A 25,065-nucleotide genomic window follows, 5' to 3' on the forward strand; every position below is an offset into this window, starting at 1 on the left:
ACCTCAAATTGGAGTAGGAGGCGCAGCATGGAGAGCTTCTGGGTGAAGTTCCATTTCATCACGCAGCAGAGCATCCAGAACCTGACCGACGCCGAAGCGGCCGAGATTACTGGGCAGGACCGCGAATATCACCAGCGCGACCTCGTCTATCTGCTTGCCACCGACGATGCCGAGGACGAACAGACTCGCGCTCAATATGCGTGTGCTCGTGCCTCTGCTGTGTGTCGTCGGTCGATGCTGGCCGTTGCCGCGTAATGGGAACGAAGCAGGGCGGGATCGACAGCAACACCTGTTTGGGAAACGCGATTACCCCCTCAGGTAAATCGTGAAGGTGCTCCCCTGTTGAGGCGCACTCTTCACGTCGATTGCGCCACCTGAGTCAGTAATGATCGCGTAGACAAGTGACAGGCCAAGACCGGTGCCCTGGCCGATCTCCTTGGTGGTGAAGAAGGGCTCAAAAATGCGAACGATGGTTGCCTCGTCCATGCCGCATCCACTGTCCGCGACGATCAGGCGCACGTAACGGCCCGGGTCAAGCGTTCCGTGCGAGAGCGCTTGCTCACCGGGGAACTCTGCGGCTTCCAGTGTCACGCGCAAGGTGCCGCCTGTGCGCATGGCTTGAATCGCATTACTGCACAGGTTCATTACGATCTGGTGCAGCTGGGTGGCGTCGCCGAGTACAACGAGAGGTAAATCGGGAGCGTTCGACTCGAGGCGAATGTTGGCGGGCAGGGATCCTCGGATCAGCTCGAGCGTCTCGGCCACGACAGGAGCAACGTCGACGGGCGCGCGCTTGCCGCGCTGACTGCGGCTGAAGGCAAGGATCTGCTCGACCAGCTCGCGGCCACGGGACGCGGCGGTGAGCACGTTCTGCGCATAGCGCCTGAGCGGTGAGCCCTCGGGCGCTTCGTCAAGGACCATTTCACCGTAGGCGAATACACCCGCCAGAACATTGTTGAAATCGTGCGCGATGCCGCCGGCGAGCCGGCCAACTGCTTCCATCTTTTCGGCCTGGCGCAGCCGCTGCTCGAGCCGCGCGCGCTCGGCCAGCGCCCACTTCTGCTCGGTGACGTCCATCACGGCCCCAACAAACTCGGGCTCGCCTGATGAACTCTGCATGGCATGACCTATCAAGTGAACAGTCTTGACCGTACCGTCTTCCATCAGCAAGCGATTCTCAACGTCAAAGTTTGTCATTTCGCGGGACGCGCGAGCGATAACTTCCTGCACGAGCCGCCCGTGCCCTCGACCCTTCGCTGCGCCAAGCCGGAATACTGGAAGCAATATGACCGGCACCAGGCTCGCCACGCTCAACACGCCTGACTCCGGTCCGCAGGACAGCTCCGTTGAGTTCGAATATCTGTTCCCGGTCAAGGCGCCAGACGCGGACCTCGATGATCCGACGCAGCGCTTCCAGGGCGGCCCGCTCATGCTGGTCGGGCCACTGGAACCAGAGTCCTGAACCGAAGGGCGCCGCCGCGGGGAGTCCGGTCCGGGACATGCGGCATCGATCCGCGCACCTATACCAGAACTCCGTAAGCGGCCCAATCATCGCGGCCGCTTAGCGATGCGCGAAGAGCGCTTGCCCGCTCACACGCTGAGCGCGGCTACCTGAATTCGACAGCACGCTTGCCACACCGCCGTATGCATTGCCATTCTCGCCGTACGCGGCCTGCTCTGCGGCGACGGTCTGCGCGTTCTGGCCACGTTGCGACGCCGGGGCGCCGAAAAGCGGGTTATACGACGGCGCCGGGCCGTAGCCGCTGCCAGCGAATGCGGGTGCTGCCACTGCCGCGGTAGCGACGACCAGAAGGGATGCGATGAGATTGCGGTTCATGAGATTCACTCCAATGTGCGTTGTCTTGCGATTCCGGTGGCTCCCCAGTGCGAGGAGGGCGGCACAGTGTTGCTTGACGACTGCGCCGCGGCCGCGGATTAGCCGGGTCTTGCCAGGGTCTTACTTCAGGCGCGACTGCAACTCGTTGGCGAGCTGTTTGATCGCGGCCTTCGTCGGTGCGTCTTCGGCGAGTGCGTTGAGCAAACCGAAGTCATGGATGGTGCCGTTGTAGCGCGCCGTGGTCGCCTCATCGCCCGCTGCGTCGAGTTTGCGGCCGTAAGCCTCGCCTTCATCACGCAGCACGTCGAACTGCGCGACCTGAATCAGAGCCGGCGGCAGACCCTTCAACTGATCCAGCGAAGCATGCAACGGCGACGCGTAAATCTCGTTACGCTGCTTCGGATCCTTGGTGTACGCGTCCCAGAACCACTTCATCATCGGACGGGTCAGGAAGTGACCTTCCGGATAGGCGTTGTACGAGCCGTCGTTGAAGTCGTTGTCCGTGACCGGCCACATCAAACCTTGAAAGCGGATCGCGGGACCTTGCTTATCCTTCGCCATCAGTGCGACAACCGCCGCCATGTTGCCGCCCACGCTGTTGCCCACCACCGCGAGACGGCTGCCATCCACGCCGATGTCGTTGCCATGTGCCGCGACCCACCTGGTCGCCGCGTACGCCTGGTTGATCGCCACCGGGTAGCGCGCTTCGGGCGAGGGCGTGTAGTCGACGAACACCGCCACGGCGCCGGATTGCACAACGAGGTCACGCACCAGGCGCTCATGGGTCTGGAAGTCGCCAAGGATCCAGCCACCGCCATGGAAGAACATGAAGACCGGCAACGTACCCGTTGCGCCTTGCGGTCGGACGATCGTGATCGGCACCGTGATGCCGTCCTGCTCGATGGTCTTGTTCGACACCTCGATGCCCGACAGATCGACCTTGACGCTGTTCTGCGCACCGATCAGCACTTGGCGCGCTTGCGCCGGGGTCAAGGTGTTGATCGCCGGTCCGGTGCCGCTGTTCAAGGCATGGAGGAACTGGCTCGTCACCTGATCGGGCGTGACGGGTGCCACCGGGGTAGCAGCAACTGCGAAGGTGGTGCTGGCGGCCAGCGCCACGGCGAGCAGCAAAGGCTTGAAGGTCTTCATGGCAGATTCCAGTTCTTGGATTGATGGGGCGTGTGGGTTAGGCGATCGTCAGCGTGACGTCGATGTTTCCGCGGGTCGCGTTCGAGTACGGGCAGACGATGTGCGCCTTGTCGACCAGCGTCTGCGCCGCTTCACGCGCCATGCCGGGCAACGAAATCTTCAGTTCGACTTCGATGCCGAAGCCGTTCGGAATCGCACCGATGCCGACGCTGCCGTCAATCGCAACGTCAGCCGGGATGGCGATCTTGTCGCGTGCGGCGACGAACTTCATCGCGCCGAGGAAGCATGCGCTGTAGCCGGCGGCAAACAGTTGTTCCGGGTTGGCGCCTTCGCCGCCCGCACCACCCAGTTCTTTAGGCGTGATCAGCTTGAAGTTGAGATTGCCTGCGGGGACGACAGCATGGCCGTCACGGCCGCCGGTCGCGTGGGCATGGGCGCGGTAGAGGACTTTTTCGAGGGACATGGTGAAACTCCTTTATAGAGGTTGGGTTGCCAAATTTAGTTATCTACTAGTAGATAGATTCGTGTATAAAAAAACTAGTGTTTCCACTTCACATCTGGCGCTTATCTATCTATGCAAAGATAGATAAGCGGGTCAAGCAAAGAGGTGGCATGCCACCTCGCGTTCGACTGCTTTATCGCGTAGTTCTCACCGAGGCTTCGACATCTTCCAGCCGAGCCCTGGTATGAAACAACCGGCTTGCCAGTACGCTGCCCTGAAAAGCCGCGTATAGCGCACGTGCCGCGCTTTCCGGTTTGCCGTTCACCGCCAGCGTCTTTTCCTGCGCACCTTGCGCGAGAACCTTGGCCAGCCAGTTTTCGTTCGCCTTGAAAAACGCCTGCACCGCATGCCGGATGTTCTCGGGCAGCGACTCGATGTCCGCAGCAAGCATGCCGCACAGGCAGATCTGATTGCCGTCACCGAGGGTCCTGCCGAACATCTTCGTGTACTTGCTGAGCTTCGCATCGGCCGGCAACGAAGGGTCGATAGCGTGGACTGCGTTGAGTACCTCTTTGCTGTACTCGTTGACCGCTTCCAGCACCAGATCGTCTTTCGACGGAAAGTAGTAGTGGATGCTCGAGGTCTTTACGCCGACCAGACTGGACAGATCACGGTAACTAAAACCGTTGTAGCCGCGCAGCATGATGAGCGTGACTGCGTGGTCGAGGATCTGTTCGCGCACTGTCGTTGTCGTTTCCATGGATCGAACTTTATCTACTCGTAGATAGATTGTCAAGCGGGGAGGTGAAAGATTTTTGTGGGAGGAGACGGGGCAACCCTGTAACCCCGCACCTGGACGGTGCCTGACTGATCGCCCCATTTGATGGAAGCTCGTCCGCCCAGAAGGGCGAGACGACCTGCTGGTGAAGATCAACGCGACGAGCCGTGCTCATAAATCGCTCCGTTTGCGTGGACGGCGTGCGGGCAATCCCCTATCTCAACATTTCTCGTCAGCATATTCTGGACGCCATTTCGATCATCGCTTCGGTTGCGGAGGAGCACGCCAGCGCCTTAACGGGATCAGCGTACGAGGTCGGTGCCTCACAGGGAGCAGGCTACTGAATTTCCGACCCGTTACCAAAATTGACGTTGCTTCGCATATATCCTATGGACTACTTACTGGGGTTCACCGTGCCAACCTTCTATTCTCTGATGATGTAGTAATCCTTATCATAGGGTGTTTTTCGTCTTGCCGACTATATCGCGACACAACCACGCAGGCCTGACGGGAAGCGTGACGTGCGAGAGTCAGTAGACCGTCGCGTTCAACGTCATCGGCTGACACGTCGGATGATCCCAAGGTCGCGCACAATGGCGTACTTCCGGAGCTTCTGATATAGCGTGCTTTTAGCTATGCCTAGCTGCGTGGCCGCCTCGGTCAGGTTGCCCTGGCATTGCTGGATCGCAAAGCGAATCGACTCTGCTTCCGCCATTTCCAGCGAGCGGACCTTTTGGCGCGCAAGCGCAGACATCCCAGACGACGCCGTATCCCGAACATCCCCAGCAGAAATGGCCAAAGCACCGATTTCGGGCGGCAGCTCGGCGACTGTAATGATTCCGTCGCGGGCCATGAGTACCGCGCCCTCGATCGCATTTCGCATCTCGCGGACGTTACCTGGCCAGGTGTAGTTGAGCAGGCATCCATACGCCACGTCGTCGAAGACGGCATGGGTTACGCCGTACCGCTCGCGCGAGACACTCAACCAGTGTTCGATCATCTCAGGCAAATCCGTCTTGAGTTCGCGCAGCGGCGGTATCGAGATGTTCGTGACGGCCAGCCGGTAATACAGATCCATGCGGAACTTCCCGTCAGCGACGTCTGCACGCAGGTCGCGATGCGTGGCGGCGATCAGACGGAAGCCGACCTTGCGAGGCGCGTTCTCGCCCAACCGGTAGATCTCCCCCTCTTCCAACACGCGCAGCAGATGCGGCTGGATGTCGAGTGGCATTTCGCCGATCTCGTCGAGGAACAGCGTGCCGTGATTCGCCGCTTCGATTTTCCCTGTCATGCCTGACCTGCGTGCGCCGGTAAACGCGCCTTCGGCATAACCAAACAGCTCACTGCTCAACAAATCGCGGGACAAGCCACCGCAGTTCAGCGCGACGAAGGGACCGTCTGCCCTCGAACTGGCCTGGTGAATGCCTTGCGCGAACAACTCCTTGCCAACGCCGGTTTCGCCCAGGAGCAGTATCGGGACCGAGGCTTTAGCCAGCTGCTGCGCCTTCTGGATAGCCGCCCGCAGTGCAGGGCCCGTGCCGACAATGCGAGAGAACGCCGCCCGAGGTGTGGGTTCAGCGAGCGGGATCGCCTGGGACAACGAAGCGGCGCGCCGACTGGCAGCCGGCGCAATCAACATGAAGCCGAGCGTGTCGGCGCCTTCAGCAACGCGTTCAATTCGTGCGAGGCGCAACCACGGCGGTGATTGCGGCGACATGGAGCCACCGGCAATCCTGGCGATGTCCGGGATCGGAAAAGCGTTGTCCAGTGCGCCTGGTACGCCAAGCCGCGCAAAGGCGGCTGACGCCTGCGGGTTGGTTCTGACGAGACGTCCGGACTCGTCCACCACGACGACGCCGTCCGTACGACCGGAGCAGTAAGCCATGCAACGCTCCATCAGGCACAGACGGCGCTCCATTGCTAACTTCCCGAGCCGGCTCTCGATACGCCCGGCCATCGAGACGATAAACGCCAGGCTATGCTGGCTGTAGGTTTGCGCAAGCCCCGAGGCATCAAGTACGCCGAGTACAGTGCCGTCGAGCGGATCGCGGATCACCGTAGCAGAGCATGTCCACTGCTTGATACCCGCGCAGAAGTGCTCCGAACCATGGATCTGGACCGGTTGCTGCAGCGCGAGGGCGGTGCCGATCGCGTTGGTGCCGCAACTGAGCTCGGTCCAGTTACACCCAGGTATCAACCGGATCTCGCCTGCGGGTTCAACGAGGCGCGTGTCGCCGGCCAGTTCGAGGATCATGCCGTCCGGATCCGCGAGCAGCAGAATGGTCCCCGTCTGCGAAACTAACTCTCGTGTCTGTTCGATAAGCGGTACGCTGGCACGCATCAAGCGGTCGTTCCTGACGCGCAAGTCGAACAGAGCCCCTTCTTCAAGCGGTAGTGGGGCGCCTGCCGCATCGGGAGCCACCCGGCCATCAAGGCAGCGATGCCAGGAATCGTCAACGACGCCACGGAGGGCACCCGAGGGGCGCTTGTCACCTTGAATCAAACGCTCCCACGCCGCCATGACGCTGGCGTCCCGATCGGGACTGGAAAACCAGTCCATTGGCGTGCCTGTCTCTTTCATGCTGTCTCCGCTTGGGCACGAATACCTCACCGGATCAGAGGGTTCGCGTTGCCTTTTTGCGTTTTTTTTCTTGGTGCGCGATTGCCTCAGTCGATAGCCCGCGGCCCCCGGACGCGCGTCGCGAGCGCCGAGCCGCGATCGGCGGTTCGACGAAGCGGTTTCGAACGCCTCACGTCTAGCGCAGGCTGGGGCGCGATCGGAACCTGTCCGTCGGGCCATGCCTGAACGCGCCGGCTATGACCATCAGCGATCGACCATGACGCAGTCGCCATGCCGGCGCGGACCTGGTGTCTAAATTCTATGCGCGAAATACGGCACCGTCCGGAAATCGAACGCTTTGCGCAGGCAGCACCCGTTGAAGCGACAGTAATCCGACAAAAATATACATAAAATCAATGACTTGATGCGACAGCGACGATGCTGGCATGACCGATGCATTTAACTGCGCGAAGGCGAGCCGCGAGCTTGTTTTCGCGCTCAGTTTCGTAGCAGAAAAGCGCTCGCCATTGCGTGATGTGAAAGAGGTTGATGGAGAAGACGATGAACCCCGGTCAGAGATCCCTGCGCTTGCTGGTCGACAAGTGGCTGGCGCCCACTGCGGCGCGGCCGGCTCACGTCACACGGTTTAGTCGCATGGATACGAATCAGAGACGCTATGTGCGCGTCGAAGCGTTACATCCGACCGGCGTGCTGGCGTTTTTTTTCTTCAGACACGATGACGGATCGTGGTGTGTATTCCCGCCTGGCACGCAAAGCCCGACCATGAGAGTGTGATCTGCTTCAGGAGATCAGGGCCGAAATTGAGGTGCGCTGCCGTTTGCGGCGTCCGAGCCGATGGAGTGGGTCCATTGCCATATTGCACGTCAGCCCGTTGCGCCGAGCGAGCGGACTGAGCACGTGGTGTCCCAGGTTTCGCATATCGTGATGAAGCTACTAGCCAAGACGGCCGAGGAGCGCTATCAAACGGCTTACGCCGCATCCCGGATACGGTCGTGAAGGAAAGTGTAGTTGCTCTCCGAACGCTGGACGACACCGGACCGCACGATCTGTCAGTCGATCATCGAAGCACATGGTGGCAGCATTTGGGTCGTGCGCAATGAGGCGCAGGGCGTGACCTTCAGCTTCAGCCTTCCGATTGATATGTCGGATGTGACGTGATTCAGGCGATGTGTCTCGCGGGTACTGAGAACTTGTTGATTAAAGCAATGCTGAACGCGCAGTTCGTAAGAATAGCTAATTTATTCGGAATGACGATCCAACATCGGCGTACACGTCACGCCCTCACAAGCTTCGAAGGCTTTGGGTGCGGCCTTGCGGCGATGTGGTACTTGCAATGCATGAAGAGATTGGTCTCCTGATCGTGGACCGATCGCGCCGACGTTACGAAGGGTTTTCACCAAAAATATAGAGGTGTTCCATGGAATCCGCGAGCGAATTAATCTATGTGGTCGACGACGACAGTGGTGTGCGAGAAGCACTCGCCGCGCTATTGCGCGCAAACGGAAGAGACGTACATACATTCGACTCCAGCAGAGAGTTTCTGGACACACCGCGTCAAGGTGTCGTTGCATGTCTGATCCTGGATTTGAGAATGCCAGGCATGAGTGGGCTGGAAGTCCAGAAGATTGTCAGCAGGGATGCGATTCCCGTCATTTTCATTACCGGAAGGGGAGATGTGCGGTCCTCGGTCCTGGCCATGAAGGGCGGGGCTGTTGACTTCCTCATAAAGCCCCTCAATGAAGATGCATTGATGCGTGCGGTTGATGCGGCATTCGCCAGGGCGCAGGTTCTTCGCAAGGAGGCGGAAGATGCAGCGATGCTTCATGCTCTCTATCAATCGCTGACGCCTCGCGAGCAGGAGCTTTTGCCGTTAATCTCAAGCGGCCTGCTCAACAAGCAGGCGGCGGCAGTCCTTGGTATCACCGAATACACCGTGCAGATGCATCGCGCCCATATCATGAGAAAAATGCAGGCGGGTTCATTTGCCACTCTGGTCAGGCAGGCAAGCAAACTGCAACTTTAAACATCGTCGACGCTCGGGTCTGGTATGCGCTATTACCGACCTGGGAATGCGGCACATTGACGGTTTTCAGGTGCTCGAGAGAACGGTCCAATCTGGCCGCGCTTAACGCGGTGAACACCGAGCGAGAGATGTCCATCACGGTTCGTCAGGTCAAGTATTTGAACAACATCGTGGAGCAGGACCATCGGGCCATCAAACGACGAACCCGACCGATGCTCGGATTCAAGAATTTCAACTGCGCACGCGTGATTCTAAGTGGCATCGAATTGATGCACATGATCAAGAAAGGACAGTTGAAAGTTTCGGGCAAGAGTGCGCCGTCAGTCGCCCGGCAATTTTACTCGTTAATTTCATAAGCTATCCTACGCATATGGTCGTTATTCGACCGCTTTGCCTTACTGCGACAGAGCCCAATTGAGCAAGAAGGCGCAAGCCGCGCGCGACGCCATGGGCAAGAAGAAACTCAAGGCACTTGCAGACCGGGTTACTTCAATGCCACGGAAATCAATCTGGATGGTTTGGGCAGGCGGATTGAATCTTGCTCATCGTCAGGTCCGACGAACTTGATGCGATGACCATCTCCGGCGCCAGCGCCTCATCGAGACGGCGATAGAGATCCGTCGTGAAGTCGATCTGCTTGGGGCCGTTTTCCTGAATCAGATCGCTTCGGGCGACGGCTGCGTCGACGCACAGTCCGTGAATTGAATCTTCGAAGGTGACGCGCCCGGCGGGCAGCCTTTACGGTTCGAGCAGGCGCAACAGGCGAAGCTCTTCGAGATCGAGTTCGGATTCGATGCGATGCAAGACCCCATCGTCGACCTTGCCCCCGCGATGCAGGCCAAGGAGCGCCTCGCGCGACACGCTGACCAGCTTGAGTTCGACTCGCAGAGAGTGCGCGCGGTCTTCGACCTGTTCCGCTCCCAGTGCATACGCGTTTTCGTTCGCCGTGACGCGGATCCGGTATTCGACGAGCAGGCGCTCGAGCGTTGCGCGTTCGATACCGGACACGTGCCTGCCCATCTCTTCGAGTACGGCGAGCGAAGCCCCGAAGGTGCGCGCGCGCGTCTCGTGCTCGGACATAGTCTGTCGCGCGACCGGGCGCAGCTTCAGCAGACGGATGAGCGGCGCAAGACTGCCGCCCTGCACGACGAGCGTCGCAATGATGAGCAGGAAGGTACTGAAGACGATCAGGTCGCGGCCCTGGAAATTGCCCGGCAACGCGAGAGCGGCCGCGAGACTCACGACGCCGCGCATGCCCGCCCATCCCAGCACGACGGCTTCGCCGGCCGACCATGGCCGGTTGCCCGCACGCTTCGCGAGCATGCGGCTCGGCAACCAGATCGCAGCAAACACCCACAGGAGGCGGACTGCAATCGCAGCCGCTGTGGCAGGCAGCGCGACACGCAAGCCGGCCATCAAGACGGCGACATCGTAATTCACGCGCGCCAGGATGCCGTGCAGCGCGAGGCCAATCAGGATGAAGACGAGCGCGTCGAGCGCGAACACGATCGCCTCCCAGGTCGCCTTTGCCTTGATGCGCATGCCGGCGTCGAACACGCGATGCTGGCGGATGCCGAGCACGAGACCGCAGGTGACGACAGACAGCACACCCGAGCCGCCGACCGCCTCCGCAACCCCATAGCTCGCCCAGGCCATCACGAAGGTCAGGACGATGCCGAGCATCGTATCGGAGAGGCGCTGCAACACCCAGCATAGCGCCTGGCCGCACGCGAGGCCGGCCAAGACGCCGATCAGTGTCAGCGAGAAGAACAGGCCCGTTGCGCTCGCAACCGTGATGCTGGCGGCAAGCGCGGCCGAGACCGCCATCTGGTAGAGCAGCAGGCCTGACGCGTCGTTCAGGAGGCTCTCGCCTTCGAGCACGACCACGAGCCGCGCCGGCAGCGGGTGGCGCTGCAGGATCGCCTTCGCGGCGACCGCATCGGGCGGCGAGACGATCGCGCCCAGCGCGAAGCATGCGGGCCACGGCAGACCCGGGTTGAACGCATGCACGGCAACGGCGACCGCGGCGGTCGTGACCGTCACTGCGCCCAGCACAAGAGAAACGATCGTGCCGAGTTCCTCGCGGAATTCCTTCCATGCCGTGTAGAACGAACTCGACATCAGGAGCGGCGGCAACACGGCCGCGAGCATCAGGTTCGGGTCCATGTCGGGCGCGCGCTTGCCCGCGACCGCGATCACGCAGCCACCGAGCAGCAGCACGACGGCGGGCGGGATCGCAACGCGCTCGGCGAGCCAGGAGAGCGCGCCCGCGCCGCAGATCAACAACAGCAGGTAATGAAAGAGCTCGACGTTGCTCATCCGCGTGCAGGCAGATTGTGCAGCAGGGAATTGTGTGAAGGATGATGGGTCACGATGGTTGCTTGTCCTTTGCGGGTACATCGGAAACGTGGCCGCCGGGCAGTGGGCCCAATGCAGCGCAAAGAGTCAGTAGATAAAGTGTCTTCATGTGCAGAATCCTGGCTGGATGCGTTGGCTTGCTGCTACGCAAGTATCCTCCATCTTCGCCCGAACGCGTCGCGGCAGCACTCATCGCTGTTTCAAGTCTGAAACTGGCCCAGAAACGGTCGCGCAATGGTTGCTGAGCGACCTTTGTCGGAAGGTTGACGCGAAGGCGATAAAGAGCGGGACGTGGCGACGAGCGCTGGCGACACGTGGCCGGTTGAAATGAACGCGAGCACGGTCCGCTCGCTCAAGACTGGAAATTTGTCTCTGGGGATCAGTAGCACTCCCGACTACGGCGCGTAGGGCGATCGTCTATTCGTCAGCCAGATTAAGTTCGCCCAGTTAGGTACATCCTCTCGGCGTGAGCGAGAATGTCGCTTCATGACCGAACCCGGAAGACCGCCGTCGGCCGTTGCAAACATGCAAGGCCGAGACCTGAAGGAGATATTGCTACCGCTGCGCGTCGAACGTAACACGGGCCAGTTTGATGTCCGCTACCAAACTCGCGACCTTAAGCCCAGAAGTCGATCCCGTCACCTGACAAAACCATCGAATCGTGTCATATAAATCGGGTGGAAGTCGACGTTCGCCTTCTTGAACTCATCCGAGGGCGTGCCATAGATCACCCAGCGAGTCAGCTTAGCCACAGCGAAGAACTCCTTCGACAATGGGCCGAAGCTTTCCGTTTGGTGGAAGAGGGCCGGCTTCGAATCCGAGTAGCGTTCGAAGATGTCAACCGTCTTCTGGTCGTCCCCGATGTTGAACTCAAACTGCAGCGCGCCCGGCTCCTTCTCTGTCGCGGCCACAAGCTTGGGTATCAGCGGCGTGAACTTGTCCATCTGATCGACGGTAACGGTGAAAACCCAGTACACCTGTTCGCTAGTCATCCCTGCCTCCTTGGTACGGTACCTCAAGGCTCACACGATGCTGACAATCGGCGCAACTGCCAACTGCGGTATTGGACCATAGTCCAATAAGAGTAGCGGCCGCGATGCCCGCGCTCAGGAGCGCTGGCACTAGAACTGCTCAACCAATTTTCGCATGGTCGCGCTTCGCTTTAGTATATGTGCAATCTGGCAGCCGGCTCAACTATGTGGGGCGTAAGCCGGAACCGCCGAAAAATTCCGTCGGAAAACGTGATGAGCGACGTTTCCGGTTACCACGCCTATCCGACACCGTTTGCCGTACGCGTTTTGCCCGATCTGAGTCACTATTGCTCGGCAGGCGTTCCTCGTGTCGGAAAACATCGGTTTGGCGACAACCCCGCCGGCAGTGGCTTTTCGCTCACGACGGTTTTTTCGGCGGTCTGGGAGTGCAAATCCGGGTCGTCATGCAAGTACATAAAACAGCATGCCCGCTAGGGTGATGGTGACGGGAAGCGTGATGAGCCAGGTCATCGCGATCCTGAACAGCATTGTTCGGTGAACGCCTTGCCCGCTCGCGGCCATCGTGCTCGCAATGCCGGACGTAATAATGTGGGTCGTGCTGACAGGCAGCCCCGTCAAGCCCGCCGTGCCTATCAGCACGGAGCCGACGAGTTCGGACCTTGCTCCCTGTCCGGGTGTCAGGTGCTGACGGCCGAGGCACTCGCCGCGTTCGAACGACTCGCCGGGATCCGACCATAGTTTCAGCACCAAGGCACACTGCACTGAGTATGCGCACCCACCACGGTGCGTACTCAACCTGTGAGCTCATCGATTTGAGCAATGCAGAAGCTTGCTGGCGCTGCGGTCCGGGCACGTTTTTCTGCTGGCTGACGTATTTCATCTCGGAGCGGATGTCGTACACGTATCCGCGCAATTGCGAGCGTGCCGCGCGTTCGCCGTCCTGTAAGGCCTCGCGTGCATCGAGCTCATGCGCCTCACGCTGTAGGGCGGGTTGGGCGCGCTGCAGCGCTTGCGCAGGACGCAGGCCCTGCGCCTTCATATCGTCGCCATGTTGAGCGATCAGCGGCGTGGTCTTGGACGCATATTGACCCAGCTGCGTGACCTGTTCGGTCGCGCCTGGATTGAGCGCGCAAGTCGTCGGCAAGAAACCGATGATGGTCATCAATTGAAAAAGGCGGCCGTCGAAACCGGAGGCGTCATGACCACAGATCACATGCGTGGAACAAAGGCATGGCCACCGGGCAGAAACCACCGCGACGATTTCCGCGGCACAGCCACGTGCCATGCCGCGGAATTTGCCACCTGCTTTGACGGGTTCAAGTCTTTTCAGAACGGCCACCAGCCGAAGCCACCGTTATTACCCTGTCCATTGTCGCTGTGATGATCGTCCTGGTGTCGGTCGAATTGGAACGAGTCGAAGAGATCGCCGATGGCCGGCGCGTTGGTCGGTACGTACGGGTTGCCCGAGAGTTGCACCGGATTCGGCAGATTGTCGCGGCTGCGCTGCGTGATCGGAGCCAGCGACCAGTTGCGATCGATGAACTTGACGATCGACGCATGATCCGAATATTCATGCACCACGCGGCCACCGCGGGAATACGGCGACACCACGATCAGCGGAATGCGGGGACCGTCGCCGAAGAAATCCACCGGCTGGATGTAGCCCGAATCGTAGTAGCCGCCGCCTTCGTCGGTGGTGATCAGGATCGCTGTGGACGCCCACAGCGCCGGGTTGGCCTGGACCGCTTCGACAAGCTTGTGCACGAACGCCTCATACAGCCCGAACTTCGACGATTCGGGATGTCCGTCGAGCAGACCGCCCGGCTTCACGAACGACACGGCCGGCAATGTTCCGGCCGTGATATCCGAATAGAGATCAGTCGTGTCCTGTAAGTGTGCAGCGACAAGCGACGGATTGCTCATGATCGCAGTTTCGTAGAGGAACGGATTGCAGATATTGCAGTAGACGCTCGTGGATGGCTTGCTAACGAACGTCTTCCAGCCTTCACCGTAATACTTCCACGAGATGTTTTTTGCCAGCAGGGAATCCGCGATCGTGCGTACCGGTGAAGGCGGAATCGTGAAGACGCTACTCGTATTTACGCTGCCGTCGCCGTTATAGCCTGGGTTGTAGTTGTTGAGCAGATAGTAAGTATTGGTCGCGCAGTTCGGGTCGGGATGATAGGGCAGCGTGCCGAGGTAGTGGCGGATCGCGCCGACCCCAGGCTGCTTCGGGTCGGAGCAGTTGCTGTAGGTACCACCCGAGTAACCGTCCTGCGTGTACCAGTTGTTGGTGCCTGCCAGCGGATGCGGATTTTCGATCTGATCTGCGGGCGGGGTCGTGGCGTGACCGTTGCCGTCGGTATAGTAGAGCGCGTCAGCCGTACCAATCATGATGCTGTTCGCACCCGTGCCACCCATCACCGGCTGATGGTAGTTGTCGCTGATCGTATATTGACGCGCGAGCTCGTTGAAATATGGCATGTCGCCGGTATTCACGTTGTAATAGCCGAGTGCTGTCGAGCCTTCTCCCGTGGTCTGGTCCGTGAAGTTGGCTGCCTTCGGCTTGCCGTTCGAGCCGGCGCCGATCGACGTCTCGACCCACGCAAACAGGTCCATTTTGCAGCCGCTTGGGTTGTCGTACGTCGCATGCGAGACGTTGCAGTCCGATTGCTGCCAGTTCTGATAGAAGCGGTGCACGGGGCTGTTCATGTACTGATCATAGTCCGGCCCCACACGGGAAATCTGATAGGGACCGTTCGGCAGGTTGAAGGTGTTTGCGCCGAAACGTGTATCCGGTACCAATTGCGGCAAGCCTGAAGCGCCGGTCGTCAGATGGACGAGATCCTGCGGCTTGAGTGCGGCCCCCTCCGCGGCCGTAGCCGCCACAAGGGTGGCGAAAGGCGGAGGACTGGTGTCGCTCGGAGCGGTCGCCACAAAGCCCGTATTGGGTGCCGGCAGTACGTTATAAGGCTTCTTGCCGGGAGGGCTCAGCTCGAAACGGTTGGAGTTGTCGGCGTGAGCGGTGTACTGTGCGGCTGCAATGAAATTGGGCCCGGGTTTGCCGTCCTGCGTGATGATGCCTTTGGAGAGAAGGTTCGAGACTGTTTGCCCACGCCGCGGCGTATAGGCGCCGAACACATGATCGAAGGTACGATTTTCGCCCACGATGACGATCACATGCTTGATCGGCGAGGCTGTGTGAATGGAGGCAGCATCAGCCTGCTGACTGGCGGAAATGGTTGGGTAGAGTGCGGTGCCGACCGCGAGCGCAGCTGCGCCGCATGTCAGAAGGGCTTGCAGGAGGGCCTTTCGTGGGACGTTATCAATAGGCTTCATGGATCTCTCCAAACGGGGATTGACACAGGCACGCCGAGAGCGGCGACGAGCGTGATGCGTCGCTTGCCGAGTGCGGCTTTGTATTACCGCGCGTTACAACGGAGAGAAAGTTAGGCTTGCTGTGTGTCCAACACGGGTCGGAAAAATGTCCATGTCGCGTGAGTCATGTGACGCAGCCGACGAAAGCCTTTCGGCCTCTTTCGAATTGAATGATGATGTCCGACAAGATCAATATCTGTAACGGAGTCCTAACTTTCTCACTATTGGGCAAAACGTGGGCTTGGCGACTCGTCGCTGCTGTGACGGGAGGAGCCCGCCAATAAGATGCGGAGCGAAATATTGTCACATTGGAGATTGCTTTTCTGAATGATTGTGTCAGTTTTCTGAACGGCAGCCCGTCGAGCTGATCGGCTCGAGTCGGAACAAGCTGTCTATGGAGGAAACTTCGACAGTCTTATCAGCCTATGTACGGCTATTTTTACTGTCGTGGTCAGTCTGGTTGCCGACCGAGAGACGCGGAAAAGTTCTTTCACGCTGTGCTGAGTGGCACGACGCCGTGAGGCGGAACGCCAACATGAAGGTGAACGGCAGTTGTAGCTCAGTTTTCTGTCACTCATGCTAAAGACCGTCGTACGTCTGAATGGGGTCGAGAGTACGCATCCGCTGGCAGTGAACGCGACATTCAGGGCGACGGAGATCCGAATGGCAGAAAAGCGGCCTGGAGCCGCCTCGCGAACGGCGACGCCTGAACGTCGGCAATGGCCGATGAATGGCCGGCTGTGATGAAGCACTGAATGACCTCTGTGCTTTCGACGCTAACGCCGAATCCGTCGTGAGGCGGACGGCTGCAACGGGTCCGACAGCCGCCGATGAGGCGAATACCCGCGCGGTCACGCGCGCACGCCCGGACAAGAAAAAAGCCCGCACTGGGGCGGGCCGGAATCCATGTGGAGCCATGGAGGAGACGGGCTCAGTATAAACCCTGGATCGATCTTTCGCACGCTCGCGGTGGCAAAACGGTGCAACAAACGCTGACGGCGGCACCGCGGCCGGAGGCGGCGGCCCTGAGCAGGGGGGCGCGTGCCGCGTGGCGCGGTCCCCGGGCCGGCCGCAGCGGCGCGCTGGCCGTGATATGCGGCGTTATCGCCGCAAGCACGACGACACTCAATTTCACAGGTTGCCCGATTCCATTTAAATGTATTTTTTCGCGGACACCACAACTCTAGGAATTCCACGCACAGACTTTCAACAGTCATGAGCGACAGCCACCAAGTTTGACAGCCTAAACCCGCTTGACCTCGGGGTACGCACTTTTTTGTGCGGCGACAATAGGTATCGACATACAAAAGAGTCCGCACTGTTGAACGGCCATCCGCACATTCAGGCCGGCTGGCAAATCACTGCCCATCACCGCTATTTGCAGAATGCTGTCGTAGGTCGATCGCAAGCTCTGAAGCGACCCAGGCCGTAGCGCGGCGCTGCGATCAGCGTGGCTTCCCTGCTCGCATCCGGACGCCGTCAGCCATCGACATTCCGGAACCCATCGAGGCGCCATCCTGGAAGCCCGATGTTCGTGACCTGTTGGCCTAAGGTCTCATTGACCGGCCTGAAGTTCAGGGGTCATATTTTATCGGGGAGGTTCACGTGTCCGTAGTCTGGTCCGCGCCCTCGGAACTCGACCCATGACCGGCGGATTCGGTTCATCGAGCAGGTCGAGGCCGGTATTAATCCGGCCTCGACCCGCGTGATCCGGCAATACTGGAGTGGCTGATCGACTCACCTGCTGGCTGTGCTGGATCTTCGATGCCGCGGGTGTCGACAGAAGCGACGCTGCTTGCGCCGGTGCACGTTGTGCATCGCGGCAAAAGCAGGACGGTGTGGGCATTCCAGCGGCGCTGGCCTGAACACCGACGGGTCGTCAAGCCGACGACCGAAGGACGCCACCGCAGGGTAGAGGTAGCAGTGCGCGCCCTGGCCGGAAAGCCTCGTCTGCCTGCCACCTGGCGAACCGCGGGCAACCCTGGTGTGCGCTGCAATACGAATCGTAGGGAGAGAGCAGGCATGGACTGGAATCGCTGGTACAGCTTAAAGAGCTACCTAAGATCTTCGCTGTGGACTGTGCCGCTCATCGCAGTCGCGATCTATGCCGTGGTGAAGCCTGTGACTGAAATGGTGGGAAGGTGGATGATCAGACACGGGACCCTTGATCCGAAAACCGGCTTTCTTGGGCTGTCCATGACTGGGGCGCGCTCGTTGCTCGGTGACATCGTTTCCGCAGACCTGGCATTTCTGGTATTTACGTTCGGTTCACTGCTCGTCGCAATTCAGGTGGCAGGCGGGCAGTACACCCCGCGGATCATCGCGACGACACTGCTGCGCGATAACATCATCCGTGGCATCTCGGGACTATTCGTTTTCACGCTGCTGTTCGCCAATAGAACGCTAAGCTGGATGGGTGAGAATGAGGTACACCAGCTTCAAGTGTTCATTACAGCGCTGTTCGGATTCGCTTCCGTCGTTGCTTTCCTTTTCCTCATTGACTACGCCGCGAAGTTTCTGCGTCCCGTTAGCCTCGTGGCTCGCGTTGGGGAGCAAGGGATCGCGGTCATCGAGGACGTGTATCCTGCCCCGGCTACGGGTGTAACCACCTCGCCGGAACGAAACAAAGAGCGAGGCGCACCTGAGCGCATTGTTCGTCAGCGCGGTAAATCCGGCATCGTTCTGGCCGTGAATCTGAAAATGCTGGTGGCCAAGGCGCGGCGTGCTGACATCGTCATCGAATTCGTGCCGCAAGTCGGTGATTTCGTCGCGGTGGACGAACCCTTGTTTTATTTGTATGGGAACTCTGACGCAATCGACGACAGCAGCCTGCGCACACTTGTCGCTTTCGGGACGGAACGCACGATGGAGCAGGACCCTATGTTCGCGTTTCGCATCCTGGTGGATATTGCGCTGAAGGCGCTGTCGGCGGCGATCAACGATCCCACCACGGCGGTGCTTGCGACCGACCAGTTGCATCGACTATTGCGCATGGTGGGCAAACGGTCTTTGCATATCGAAGAGATAGCGGATAGGTCGGGGCGGGTGCGCGTGATCTTGCGGACACCCAATTGGGAAGACTTCGTACATATTAGTTTCCGCGAGATACGACAAAACGGCGCGGGCAGCATTCAAATCGCGCGGCGTCTGCGCGCGGCGATAGAGAACCTCATCCAGACCCTGCCGGAGCATCGTCATGACGCATTGCGCGTCGAGTTGACACTGCTCGATCGCGCGATCGACTTGAAGCATCCGTTTCCGGAGGACCTGGCGTTGGCCCGCATCCCCGACTCGCAAGGGCTTGGAGGTTCGGCGGCCTCGACGGCAAACAACTAGCCCTTTCGGAGGCAAGCCATGCGCAAGCTCATCATGGGCATCGTCGAATTCCGCGAGAAAATGCTGCCGCAATACGCGGAGCAGTTCAGCAAACTGGCACTTTCGCAAGCGCCTGACGCGCTCTTCATCACGTGCTCGGACAGCCGGGTTGTACCTGATCTGCTTGCCTCGACCCATCCGGGCGATCTGTTCACGATGCGCAACGTCGGCAACCTGGTACCGCCGGCGACCGCAGAGGGCGTTTCAACCGGTGACCTCTCCGAGGCAAGCGCGATCGAGTACGCAGTACTAGTGTTGAAAGTCGCGAATATTGTTGTGTGCGGGCATTCCGAGTGCGGCGCGATGAAGGCCTTGTCTACACGCAACGCCAAGCTGAAAACGCCGAACCTCGATAAATGGCTGTGCCACGCCAACAACGCAGCGTTTCGCCTCGAACACGAAGGTCCGCTGGATGACAGGCTGAAACCGCACGATCAATTGTCGCAACTCAACGTACTTGTGCAGCTTGAGCATCTGATGACTTACCCGATCGTCCGCCAGCAAGTCACTGCCGGTGCGCTGGTATTGAGCGGTTGGTGGTTCGACATCGCGACTGGCGACATGTATGCCTACCTGCGCACGAGTCGCTCATTCGAAATCATCGACCGCGCGATGGCTGACCGGATCATTGCGCGCCTTGCCGCACGGGCGCGGTGAAGGTGCGTACGGTAGACCTGCTCACGATCGGCATCGATGTACCGCCAATCCGCCATCTTGTTTCTGGATCATTTGCGGACAGATGATCGGGCACACGACGCGCCGATGCGATGAGATCGGCAAGACATTTTTCAAGATCTATGATCCCGTGGTTATCTACGCAGCCCTTGAAGACGCGACAATAATGAAGCCGGTGCTAAGCAGCGCTTTATCGACAGCGAATCGAACGTACGGCACCAGGTGTGTCCGGCGTGACGTCATCGCGGGTGGCGCCGCTGCGGCTGCACCTGATCGAGAGGGTGATGCAGCGTCGGGCTCTGCGAGCGAGGCCCAGGCGTCGCAGTCTGCCCAACGGATGTTGGGGAACGCAGATCGAATACGAAAAGCAGCGTTCAAATCCACGATGAACCTGAACGCTGCTTACCTTTTGAAAGGCTTTTTGCTACAGCCGCCTGCTCTATGAGACCGTCACTACAATCTGCTTAATAGCTGATGCTGTTGTAACCATAGGTGCCGAGCCCATTTGCGTAGGAGCCGCTGAGATTCAGCTTGCCACGGGCATCCTCGCTTTGCTTGGTTTGACTGAGGAGCCAATCGTAGCTGTAAGAGATGCCGTGGGCGTAGATCCACGTCGATTTATGGTCTCCGTTTGCAAGCGCATTCCAGTAGATGCCCAGAGTACTGGGCGTCTCTACCAAAGTCTTAAGCAGGGCGCTCTCGTTTGCCGTGGATGTGGTCGTCGGATCCCAGCTCGTATATGGGATTTTTACCTTCGCAAGGGTGCTGAAGAGAGTCTGGGCCTGATTCCAATACCCGGTAGCTGTGGCGTCGCCGGTCATGTTGGTGGCAAGAATGTTGTCGTCGGAAATGGAGTAGTACCAGTTTTGCCAATCCGGGTTGGTGATAATTTTCCCGTCGTAGGGGTACGTGTAGTAGGTTTGGCCGTTATAAGTGGTGCTCTTGTTGTAGTTGTTGCCCCACTGCGAGCCAATCGCCCAAATGCCCGCGAAGTAGTTGTCGCGCTGCGCTGCCATATCCAGTAATTGCATACCGCCCATGGACTGGCCGGACGCATAGATGCGATTACTATCGATATTGTATTTCGAGGTAATGTAATCCATGAGCTGCCAGGTCGCGGGTACGTATTCGTTGCCTGTCAGGTTGTCAGCCATGCTCTGGCCTGCTTGGGGTATCTGCGGAATCACTACGATCAGTCCGCCGTAACCCTGAGCCTTGGCAAGCTGCTGTACCCTGTCTGAAGCATAGTTTGTCGCAGCCTGAGCCTCTGTCAGACTTATCACCGGGTCATCGCCCAAGCCGCCAGCATCCTCAATGTGCAGTACGACCATGTACTTCTTGCTCGGATCATAGTCGGGGGGTAAGTACATGCTGTACTTCAGGCTGACATTATGGTATTTGCCGTCGTACTCGCTGAAGCAGTTGGTGGCCTGAAAGGAACTCCCTGCAACCATAGAGAGTATGGTTGCGTTCGCGTACGTGATTGAATGACCGTTTGGTGCCGTTCCTGTATATGACGGTGTGACGTTATCCGTATAGAGCTTGTAGCCTTTAATGTCGTCGAGAGTATATGAGGTATCGTCATATACCTTATACATGGTAGCCGAATGGCTATCGCCAAACGGGCTGATATTATAGTAATAGCCGGGCTGGTAGTTACTTTTCAGTGTTGTGCTGGGACTAATGGAGGTGTTGTCGTTGACGCTAATGGCCGTCTTCTGTTCTACACCGCCAGCCACGCCTTCTCTCCAGTCAGCGACAGAAGCAGACAGTTGGTAGTCGGTGTTAAGTTCGATAATGACATAATTGCCGCTTGCATTACCAACGCCGTTCGGGTCGATCGCGGGGGTGGAACTCACATAGACCTTCGTGGCGGCGCCGGGCGTTCCGTTTTTACGCGTGAAGCCAGGATATCCTGTATAGGGCTCATTTGCCGCAGCTCCCGTTGTTGGCCCACCATTCGAGCTCGCCACGTCATAAACGATCGGAAGATTGGCGTAATTAAACACGTCGTAGGTGCCCAAGCCCACAGAGCCTGCCTGCTTTCAGCGTGTTGTTGTACTTTACGACGATTGCCTGAACTTTGGGGCCGTCCAGGTCTGCAAACGAAATCGTGGAGACGCTTGAAATGGCGTCGTCGGCCTTAATCGTTGTGCTTGTCAGCGAATTGCCAGCACCGCAGCCAGAGAGCCCCAATCCAACTATCATGCATGCGGCCAGGCATTTATACTTCTTCACACTCAATGCAACTCTCATGTGATTATCTCCAAGATTATGTAATTGACCATAACCCATGACCCGATTTCGTCGAGGGCTTTTTGTCTGCCGGAATACTATCTCCGGGGTGACTTTCACCGCTTCGGACAAAAGTAACTTTCACCAGAACTTTTCATTGGATCGATGGTTATCCCGAACCTGTTAATCGGACGGAATGATGAACGGCGACATCTACAACGCTGCACGAGGCGTTGCTAACTCGCGGTCGAACTTCTGTAGATGCTGGACGACGAAACCTGGCTTTATGAGCTCCGGGGAGAGGAAGCGCCAGGCTACCGAGGAGAGGCGAGCCCCGCTTCCTCAGGGCATTCAGATAGACGCTCTTGTCGTACAGTGTTCTTGCCTGCCAGCAGCGGTACCGGATCCGTATCCACTTGAATGCCAAAGCAGCGGCATGATCTCAAACCTCGACGTCTTGCAGGCGACACTGCGTATGGCTCAGCAGCGACGCTTGCCTGGATGATCGGCGAGAAGAAAATTGCGCGGATTTGTCGCGACGAAGTTTGTCGACGGTTATCTGGCGCTTGATCACCTATACATAGTCTCGGAACATGTTCACCAACCCACTGCCCTCGAATCAACGCGACGCCTGTGAATTGCCGTAAGTCGACTCCCACCCACCGCCAAGCGCTTTACACAGGGTAATCAGGTTCGCGGCCGCCACCGCCTTGCTTTGTTCGAAGTGACTCTGTGCGTCGAGCAATTGTTTCTGCACATTCAGCACGTCGAGATAGTCCAGTGCCCCAGCCTTGTAGCGCTGCTGCGCGATCGAGAGCGCACGCTGGTTCAGCGTAACGACTGCCGTCAGCTTGTCGCGGCGTAGTTGCTCGGCATCGTAGACAACGAGGGCATCGTCGACCTCGCGCCAGGCCTCAAGGACAGTGTGTTTATAGACGATCGCGGCTTCCTGTTGTTGCGCTTCGCGCAGATTCAAGGTTCCCTTGAGCCGCCCGCCCTCGAAGATCGGCATCGTGATAGAAGGTCCGACAACAAACTGTCCAGATGCCCAATTGGCGAGACTCGAAAGCTGAAGGCTCTGGAACCCTGCGCTGCCATTCAGCGATATGCGCGGATAGAAATCGGCTTTTGCCATGCCGATCGACGCCGTCGCCGCATGTAGCTCCGCTTCTGCCTTTTTGATGTCGGGTCGCCGCTGAACAAGCTCCGACGGAAAGCCGATGGGCACCTGTCCCGGCAACTCGGGCACCTCATGCGGTTCGCCGAGCGTTTGCTTTAGCGCGCCGGGCTCCTCGGCGAGCAACACGCCAATCGCGTTGATCGTGGTGTCGGATCGCGACTCGAGCGTCGGAATCAGACTCTCGATCGACGCCACTTGTGCGGAAGCATTGGCCACGTCCAGATCCGTCGTCACACCTTCACGCGCCCGTACCTGCGTGAGCTTCGTGGTATTACGGGCAATATCCAGGTTTTCTCTCGCGATTCGCAGTAGTGCCTGTGTATCGCGCAACTCGATATAGTCGCGCGCGAGTTCGGCACGCGCAGACAACAACACGGCATTCCGGTCTTCGTACGAGGCATCGGATAACGCGGATGCGGCTTCTACGCCGCGCCGGACACGGCCCCAGATATCGATTTCCCACGATGCGTCGAAGCCGGCCTGATACAGGTTGTAAGCCGGCGAGCCTTTGGCGCCCGGCAACGGTGCGACGCCAAGCGGCGTGTTGCCCGACGCGGACTGCGATTGCGTGCCGGTCGGGGTCACGCCGAGCAGCGACAGAATGCCGTTCGGGCTTCCACGCTCGCGGTTGTACGACGCAGCGCCATCTAGCGTGGGATATTCCGCCGCGCCCGCCACGCGCTGTTCCGCGCGGCTTTGGCGAAGGCGCGCCGACGCTGCGGCCACGTCGAGGTTCGCGTCAGCCAGTTGCTGTTCGAGCGCGTTCAACGCGGGATCGTCAAACAGCGTCCACCAATCCTGACTGAACCCGGCTTCGACGGCTTTGCTCGATGCTTGCGCTGATTGCGTGCGCTCGAACACTTGCGGCGGCGTGGCCGACATTGGCGGTTCGAAATTCGGTCCGAGGGTGCAACCCACCATGACCAGGCATGCCAGTATCTCCAATGCCAACGTTCGGAGTGAAAGGCCGTTCGCATTCATTTTCTCTCTCCCGCTTCCGCCGACGCATCGCCGTGCCGACCAACAGCGACTTCCGCTTCAACTGAAAGCCCCACGCTCAACGCAGACGCTGCTTCCTGATCCCGGTCAATGTTTATCTTGACCGGTACGCGTTGGACGACCTTCGTGAAGTTGCCCGTCGCGTTGTCGGGCGCGATAGGCGCGAAGCTGACGCCGGTTGCCGGAGCAAGACTGTCGACGTGGCCGCGAATCACCACGCCGGGAAGGCTGTCCACCTTGATCCGCACACTCTCGCCAGGCCGCATTTGGGTGATCTGGTTTTCCTGGAAGTTCGCAACGACATAGGCATCGGAAAGCGGCACGATCGCCAGCATCGGTGCCCCCGGCGTCACGAACGCGCCAACCCGCGCGGAACGCCGTCCGACCTTGCCGTCGACCGGCGCGTGAATCTCCGTGTAGGACAGGTTGAGTCTGGCCTGGTCGAGTGCTGCCTCGGCCCGGGCGAGCGCACCGGCTGCCTTGTCGCGTTGGGTGCGCAGTACGTCCAGTTCCTGCTCGGTCGCGACCAGCGCGGCCTGGTCGCGAGCCTGTTGCGCGAGTTGCCCGGCGAGCGTGCTCGTAGCGTGCTGTTGTTCCTGAGTCGTTCCCGCGCCCGCGTCCGACAGATTCTGATACCGCGCGGCATTGGCTCGCGCAAACTGAATCGACGCGTCGTCGGCTTTAAGCGTCGCGCGCGACTGATCGACGAGCGCAGGATGCCGCGCAATCTCGGCGTCGTAGTTGGCAACGGACGCCTTTGCAGCCGTCACGTCCGCTTCCGCGCTCAACTGTGCCGCTCTGAAGTCGCGGTCATCGATACGCACCAGCAATTGCCCGGCTTTGACCGACTGGTTGTCTTCAACGAACACAGCGGATATCTGGCCCGCGACACGTGGCGCCACCAGCGTGAAATCGGCTTCGACGTAAGCATCGTTGGTGGACTCGGCAGCCGAGCCGCCGACCAATGCTGAACAGGCCCATGCGCCAACGCCGACGGCGACAGCCAGAGCGCCAACACGAATAGTCTTCAGATGCGATCGAGTAATGGATGTCATGAATATCG

22 protein-coding genes and 2 pseudogenes are annotated in these 25,065 nt (G+C 59.2%); 9 read left to right on the top strand and 15 right to left on the bottom strand.

The annotated features are described in order from the left end of the window. Nucleotides 1–30: 30 nt before the first annotated feature. Nucleotides 31–168, top strand: a pseudogene (locus FVF58_RS54940) (catalase); the annotation flags it as partial. Nucleotides 169–306: 138 nt separating this feature from the next. Here FVF58_RS54940 and FVF58_RS37650 read toward each other — a convergent pair. Next, the gene (locus FVF58_RS37650; RefSeq protein ID WP_188131057.1) at nucleotides 307–1,230 is read right to left on the bottom strand and encodes a two-component system sensor histidine kinase NtrB; all 924 of its coding nucleotides are present in this window, start codon (nucleotides 1,228–1,230) and stop codon (nucleotides 307–309) included. 55 nt (nucleotides 1,231–1,285) lie between these two features. Here FVF58_RS37650 and FVF58_RS51825 point away from each other — a divergent pair, with 55 nt between their 5' ends. Continuing rightward, nucleotides 1,286–1,462: a hypothetical protein gene (locus FVF58_RS51825; RefSeq protein ID WP_425469005.1), complete on the top strand. Its 177-nt coding sequence runs from the start codon at nucleotides 1,286–1,288 to the stop codon at nucleotides 1,460–1,462. Nucleotides 1,463–1,561: 99 nt separating this feature from the next. Here FVF58_RS51825 and FVF58_RS37655 read toward each other — a convergent pair whose 3' ends face one another. The 5 genes from FVF58_RS37655 to FVF58_RS37680 form a co-directional block, all read right to left on the bottom strand. Then, the gene (locus tag FVF58_RS37655) at nucleotides 1,562–1,837 is read right to left on the bottom strand and encodes a hypothetical protein (protein WP_149674759.1); all 276 of its coding nucleotides are present in this window, start codon (nucleotides 1,835–1,837) and stop codon (nucleotides 1,562–1,564) included. 120 nt (nucleotides 1,838–1,957) lie between these two features. Further along, on the bottom strand, nucleotides 1,958–2,986 hold the full coding sequence (locus tag FVF58_RS37660; RefSeq protein ID WP_149674760.1) for an alpha/beta hydrolase: 1,029 nt from the start codon (nucleotides 2,984–2,986) through the stop codon (nucleotides 1,958–1,960). A 37-nt stretch (nucleotides 2,987–3,023) separates the two neighbouring features. Then, the gene (locus FVF58_RS37665; protein WP_149674761.1) at nucleotides 3,024–3,449 is read right to left on the bottom strand and encodes an organic hydroperoxide resistance protein; all 426 of its coding nucleotides are present in this window, start codon (nucleotides 3,447–3,449) and stop codon (nucleotides 3,024–3,026) included. Nucleotides 3,450–3,621: 172 nt separating this feature from the next. Beyond that, a complete protein-coding gene (locus FVF58_RS37670) occupies nucleotides 3,622–4,188 on the bottom strand; it encodes a TetR/AcrR family transcriptional regulator (protein ID WP_149674762.1) in 567 nt (188 codons plus the stop codon). 571 nt (nucleotides 4,189–4,759) lie between these two features. Continuing rightward, a complete protein-coding gene (locus FVF58_RS37680) occupies nucleotides 4,760–6,787 on the bottom strand; it encodes a sigma-54-dependent Fis family transcriptional regulator (RefSeq protein WP_246217364.1) in 2,028 nt (675 codons plus the stop codon). 540 nt (nucleotides 6,788–7,327) lie between these two features. Here FVF58_RS37680 and FVF58_RS37685 point away from each other — a divergent pair. The 4 genes and pseudogenes from FVF58_RS37685 to FVF58_RS37700 form a co-directional block, all read left to right on the top strand. Next, nucleotides 7,328–7,561 carry a hypothetical protein gene (locus FVF58_RS37685; protein ID WP_149674763.1) on the top strand — a complete coding sequence of 78 codons (234 nt, stop codon included), beginning with the start codon at nucleotides 7,328–7,330 and terminating at the stop codon, nucleotides 7,559–7,561. Between the two features lie 234 nt (nucleotides 7,562–7,795). Continuing rightward, complete coding sequence (locus FVF58_RS51830; protein WP_188131058.1) at nucleotides 7,796–7,945, top strand: ATP-binding protein; 150 nt, start codon at nucleotides 7,796–7,798, stop codon at nucleotides 7,943–7,945. A gap of 259 nt (nucleotides 7,946–8,204) precedes the next feature. Then, the gene (locus tag FVF58_RS37690) at nucleotides 8,205–8,810 is read left to right on the top strand and encodes a response regulator transcription factor (RefSeq protein WP_149674764.1); all 606 of its coding nucleotides are present in this window, start codon (nucleotides 8,205–8,207) and stop codon (nucleotides 8,808–8,810) included. A gap of 86 nt (nucleotides 8,811–8,896) precedes the next feature. Continuing rightward, nucleotides 8,897–9,166: pseudogene (locus FVF58_RS37700) on the top strand (DDE-type integrase/transposase/recombinase); the annotation flags it as partial. 148 nt (nucleotides 9,167–9,314) lie between these two features. Here the strand turns inward: FVF58_RS37700 and FVF58_RS54530 are convergent. The 4 genes from FVF58_RS54530 to FVF58_RS37720 form a co-directional block, all read right to left on the bottom strand. Next, nucleotides 9,315–9,545, bottom strand: a complete 231-nt coding sequence (locus FVF58_RS54530; protein ID WP_342802430.1) for a 3-hydroxyacyl-CoA dehydrogenase NAD-binding domain-containing protein — start codon at nucleotides 9,543–9,545, stop codon at nucleotides 9,315–9,317. 3 nt (nucleotides 9,546–9,548) lie between these two features. Next, nucleotides 9,549–11,129 carry a cation:proton antiporter gene (locus FVF58_RS37710; RefSeq protein ID WP_149674765.1) on the bottom strand — a complete coding sequence of 527 codons (1,581 nt, stop codon included), beginning with the start codon at nucleotides 11,127–11,129 and terminating at the stop codon, nucleotides 9,549–9,551. A 677-nt stretch (nucleotides 11,130–11,806) separates the two neighbouring features. Further along, a complete protein-coding gene (locus FVF58_RS37715) occupies nucleotides 11,807–12,160 on the bottom strand; it encodes a hypothetical protein (protein WP_149674766.1) in 354 nt (117 codons plus the stop codon). Nucleotides 12,161–12,601: 441 nt separating this feature from the next. Then, nucleotides 12,602–12,907, bottom strand: a complete 306-nt coding sequence (locus FVF58_RS37720; RefSeq protein WP_246217369.1) for an inorganic phosphate transporter — start codon at nucleotides 12,905–12,907, stop codon at nucleotides 12,602–12,604. A gap of 244 nt (nucleotides 12,908–13,151) precedes the next feature. Here FVF58_RS37720 and FVF58_RS37725 point away from each other — a divergent pair, with 244 nt between their 5' ends. Further along, nucleotides 13,152–13,541, top strand: a complete 390-nt coding sequence (locus tag FVF58_RS37725) for a hypothetical protein (protein ID WP_149674768.1) — start codon at nucleotides 13,152–13,154, stop codon at nucleotides 13,539–13,541. On the opposite strand, the gene FVF58_RS37730 is transcribed toward FVF58_RS37725, so the two are convergent. Continuing rightward, nucleotides 13,487–15,499 carry an alkaline phosphatase family protein gene (locus FVF58_RS37730; RefSeq protein ID WP_149674769.1) on the bottom strand — a complete coding sequence of 671 codons (2,013 nt, stop codon included), beginning with the start codon at nucleotides 15,497–15,499 and terminating at the stop codon, nucleotides 13,487–13,489. The two genes, FVF58_RS37725 and FVF58_RS37730, sit on opposite strands and share 55 nt — an antisense overlap. 2,061 nt (nucleotides 15,500–17,560) lie before the next feature. On the opposite strand from FVF58_RS37730, the gene FVF58_RS37735 reads away from it, so the two are divergent. Both FVF58_RS37735 and FVF58_RS37740 read left to right on the top strand, forming a co-directional pair. Then, nucleotides 17,561–18,874, top strand: a complete 1,314-nt coding sequence (locus tag FVF58_RS37735; RefSeq protein WP_149674770.1) for a DUF2254 domain-containing protein — start codon at nucleotides 17,561–17,563, stop codon at nucleotides 18,872–18,874. A gap of 18 nt (nucleotides 18,875–18,892) precedes the next feature. Then, a complete protein-coding gene (locus FVF58_RS37740; protein ID WP_149674771.1) occupies nucleotides 18,893–19,570 on the top strand; it encodes a carbonic anhydrase in 678 nt (225 codons plus the stop codon). 482 nt (nucleotides 19,571–20,052) lie between these two features. Here FVF58_RS37740 and FVF58_RS37750 read toward each other — a convergent pair whose 3' ends face one another. The 4 genes from FVF58_RS37750 to FVF58_RS37770 all read right to left on the bottom strand — a co-directional run bounded on the left by FVF58_RS37750 (nucleotide 20,053) and on the right by FVF58_RS37770 (nucleotide 25,057). After that, entirely contained in the window at nucleotides 20,053–21,612 is a 1,560-nt protein-coding gene (locus FVF58_RS37750) for a hypothetical protein (RefSeq protein WP_149674772.1), read from the bottom strand. Continuing rightward, nucleotides 21,590–21,844, bottom strand: a complete 255-nt coding sequence (locus FVF58_RS37755; RefSeq protein ID WP_149674773.1) for a hypothetical protein — start codon at nucleotides 21,842–21,844, stop codon at nucleotides 21,590–21,592. The genes FVF58_RS37750 and FVF58_RS37755 overlap by 23 nt, the downstream gene beginning before the upstream one ends. Nucleotides 21,845–22,442: 598 nt before the next feature. Further along, nucleotides 22,443–23,984: an efflux transporter outer membrane subunit gene (locus tag FVF58_RS37765; protein WP_149674774.1), complete on the bottom strand. Its 1,542-nt coding sequence runs from the start codon at nucleotides 23,982–23,984 to the stop codon at nucleotides 22,443–22,445. Continuing rightward, entirely contained in the window at nucleotides 23,981–25,057 is a 1,077-nt protein-coding gene (locus FVF58_RS37770; protein WP_149674775.1) for an HlyD family secretion protein, read from the bottom strand. The genes FVF58_RS37765 and FVF58_RS37770 overlap by 4 nt, the downstream gene beginning before the upstream one ends. Nucleotides 25,058–25,065: the final 8 nt, after the last annotated feature.

Origin of the sequence: Paraburkholderia panacisoli (genome assembly GCF_008369935.1) — a bacterium.
Classification (GTDB): Bacteria; Pseudomonadota; Gammaproteobacteria; order Burkholderiales; family Burkholderiaceae; genus Paraburkholderia; species Paraburkholderia panacisoli.

What these genes read in the sequence shown, in the direction of transcription:
- FVF58_RS37735 (WP_149674770.1), top strand. Translation starts at nt 17,561, where the DNA reads ATGGACTGGAATCGCTGGTACAGCTTAAAGAGCTACCTAAGATCTTCG.
- FVF58_RS37710 (WP_149674765.1), bottom strand. Translation starts at nt 11,129, where the DNA reads ATGAGCAACGTCGAGCTCTTTCATTACCTGCTGTTGTTGATCTGCGGC.
- FVF58_RS37660 (WP_149674760.1), bottom strand. Translation starts at nt 2,986, where the DNA reads ATGAAGACCTTCAAGCCTTTGCTGCTCGCCGTGGCGCTGGCCGCCAGC.
- FVF58_RS37690 (WP_149674764.1), top strand. Translation starts at nt 8,205, where the DNA reads ATGGAATCCGCGAGCGAATTAATCTATGTGGTCGACGACGACAGTGGT.
- FVF58_RS37665 (WP_149674761.1), bottom strand. Translation starts at nt 3,449, where the DNA reads ATGTCCCTCGAAAAAGTCCTCTACCGCGCCCATGCCCACGCGACCGGC.
- FVF58_RS37685 (WP_149674763.1), top strand. Translation starts at nt 7,328, where the DNA reads ATGAACCCCGGTCAGAGATCCCTGCGCTTGCTGGTCGACAAGTGGCTG.
- FVF58_RS51825 (WP_425469005.1), top strand. Translation starts at nt 1,286, where the DNA reads ATGACCGGCACCAGGCTCGCCACGCTCAACACGCCTGACTCCGGTCCG.
- FVF58_RS37755 (WP_149674773.1), bottom strand. Translation starts at nt 21,844, where the DNA reads ATGAGAGTTGCATTGAGTGTGAAGAAGTATAAATGCCTGGCCGCATGC.
- FVF58_RS37715 (WP_149674766.1), bottom strand. Translation starts at nt 12,160, where the DNA reads ATGACTAGCGAACAGGTGTACTGGGTTTTCACCGTTACCGTCGATCAG.
- FVF58_RS37765 (WP_149674774.1), bottom strand. Translation starts at nt 23,984, where the DNA reads ATGAATGCGAACGGCCTTTCACTCCGAACGTTGGCATTGGAGATACTG.
- FVF58_RS37770 (WP_149674775.1), bottom strand. Translation starts at nt 25,057, where the DNA reads ATGACATCCATTACTCGATCGCATCTGAAGACTATTCGTGTTGGCGCT.
- FVF58_RS37655 (WP_149674759.1), bottom strand. Translation starts at nt 1,837, where the DNA reads ATGAACCGCAATCTCATCGCATCCCTTCTGGTCGTCGCTACCGCGGCA.
- FVF58_RS37740 (WP_149674771.1), top strand. Translation starts at nt 18,893, where the DNA reads ATGCGCAAGCTCATCATGGGCATCGTCGAATTCCGCGAGAAAATGCTG.
- FVF58_RS37680 (WP_246217364.1), bottom strand. Translation starts at nt 6,787, where the DNA reads ATGAAAGAGACAGGCACGCCAATGGACTGGTTTTCCAGTCCCGATCGG.
- FVF58_RS37730 (WP_149674769.1), bottom strand. Translation starts at nt 15,499, where the DNA reads ATGAAGCCTATTGATAACGTCCCACGAAAGGCCCTCCTGCAAGCCCTT.
- FVF58_RS37670 (WP_149674762.1), bottom strand. Translation starts at nt 4,188, where the DNA reads ATGGAAACGACAACGACAGTGCGCGAACAGATCCTCGACCACGCAGTC.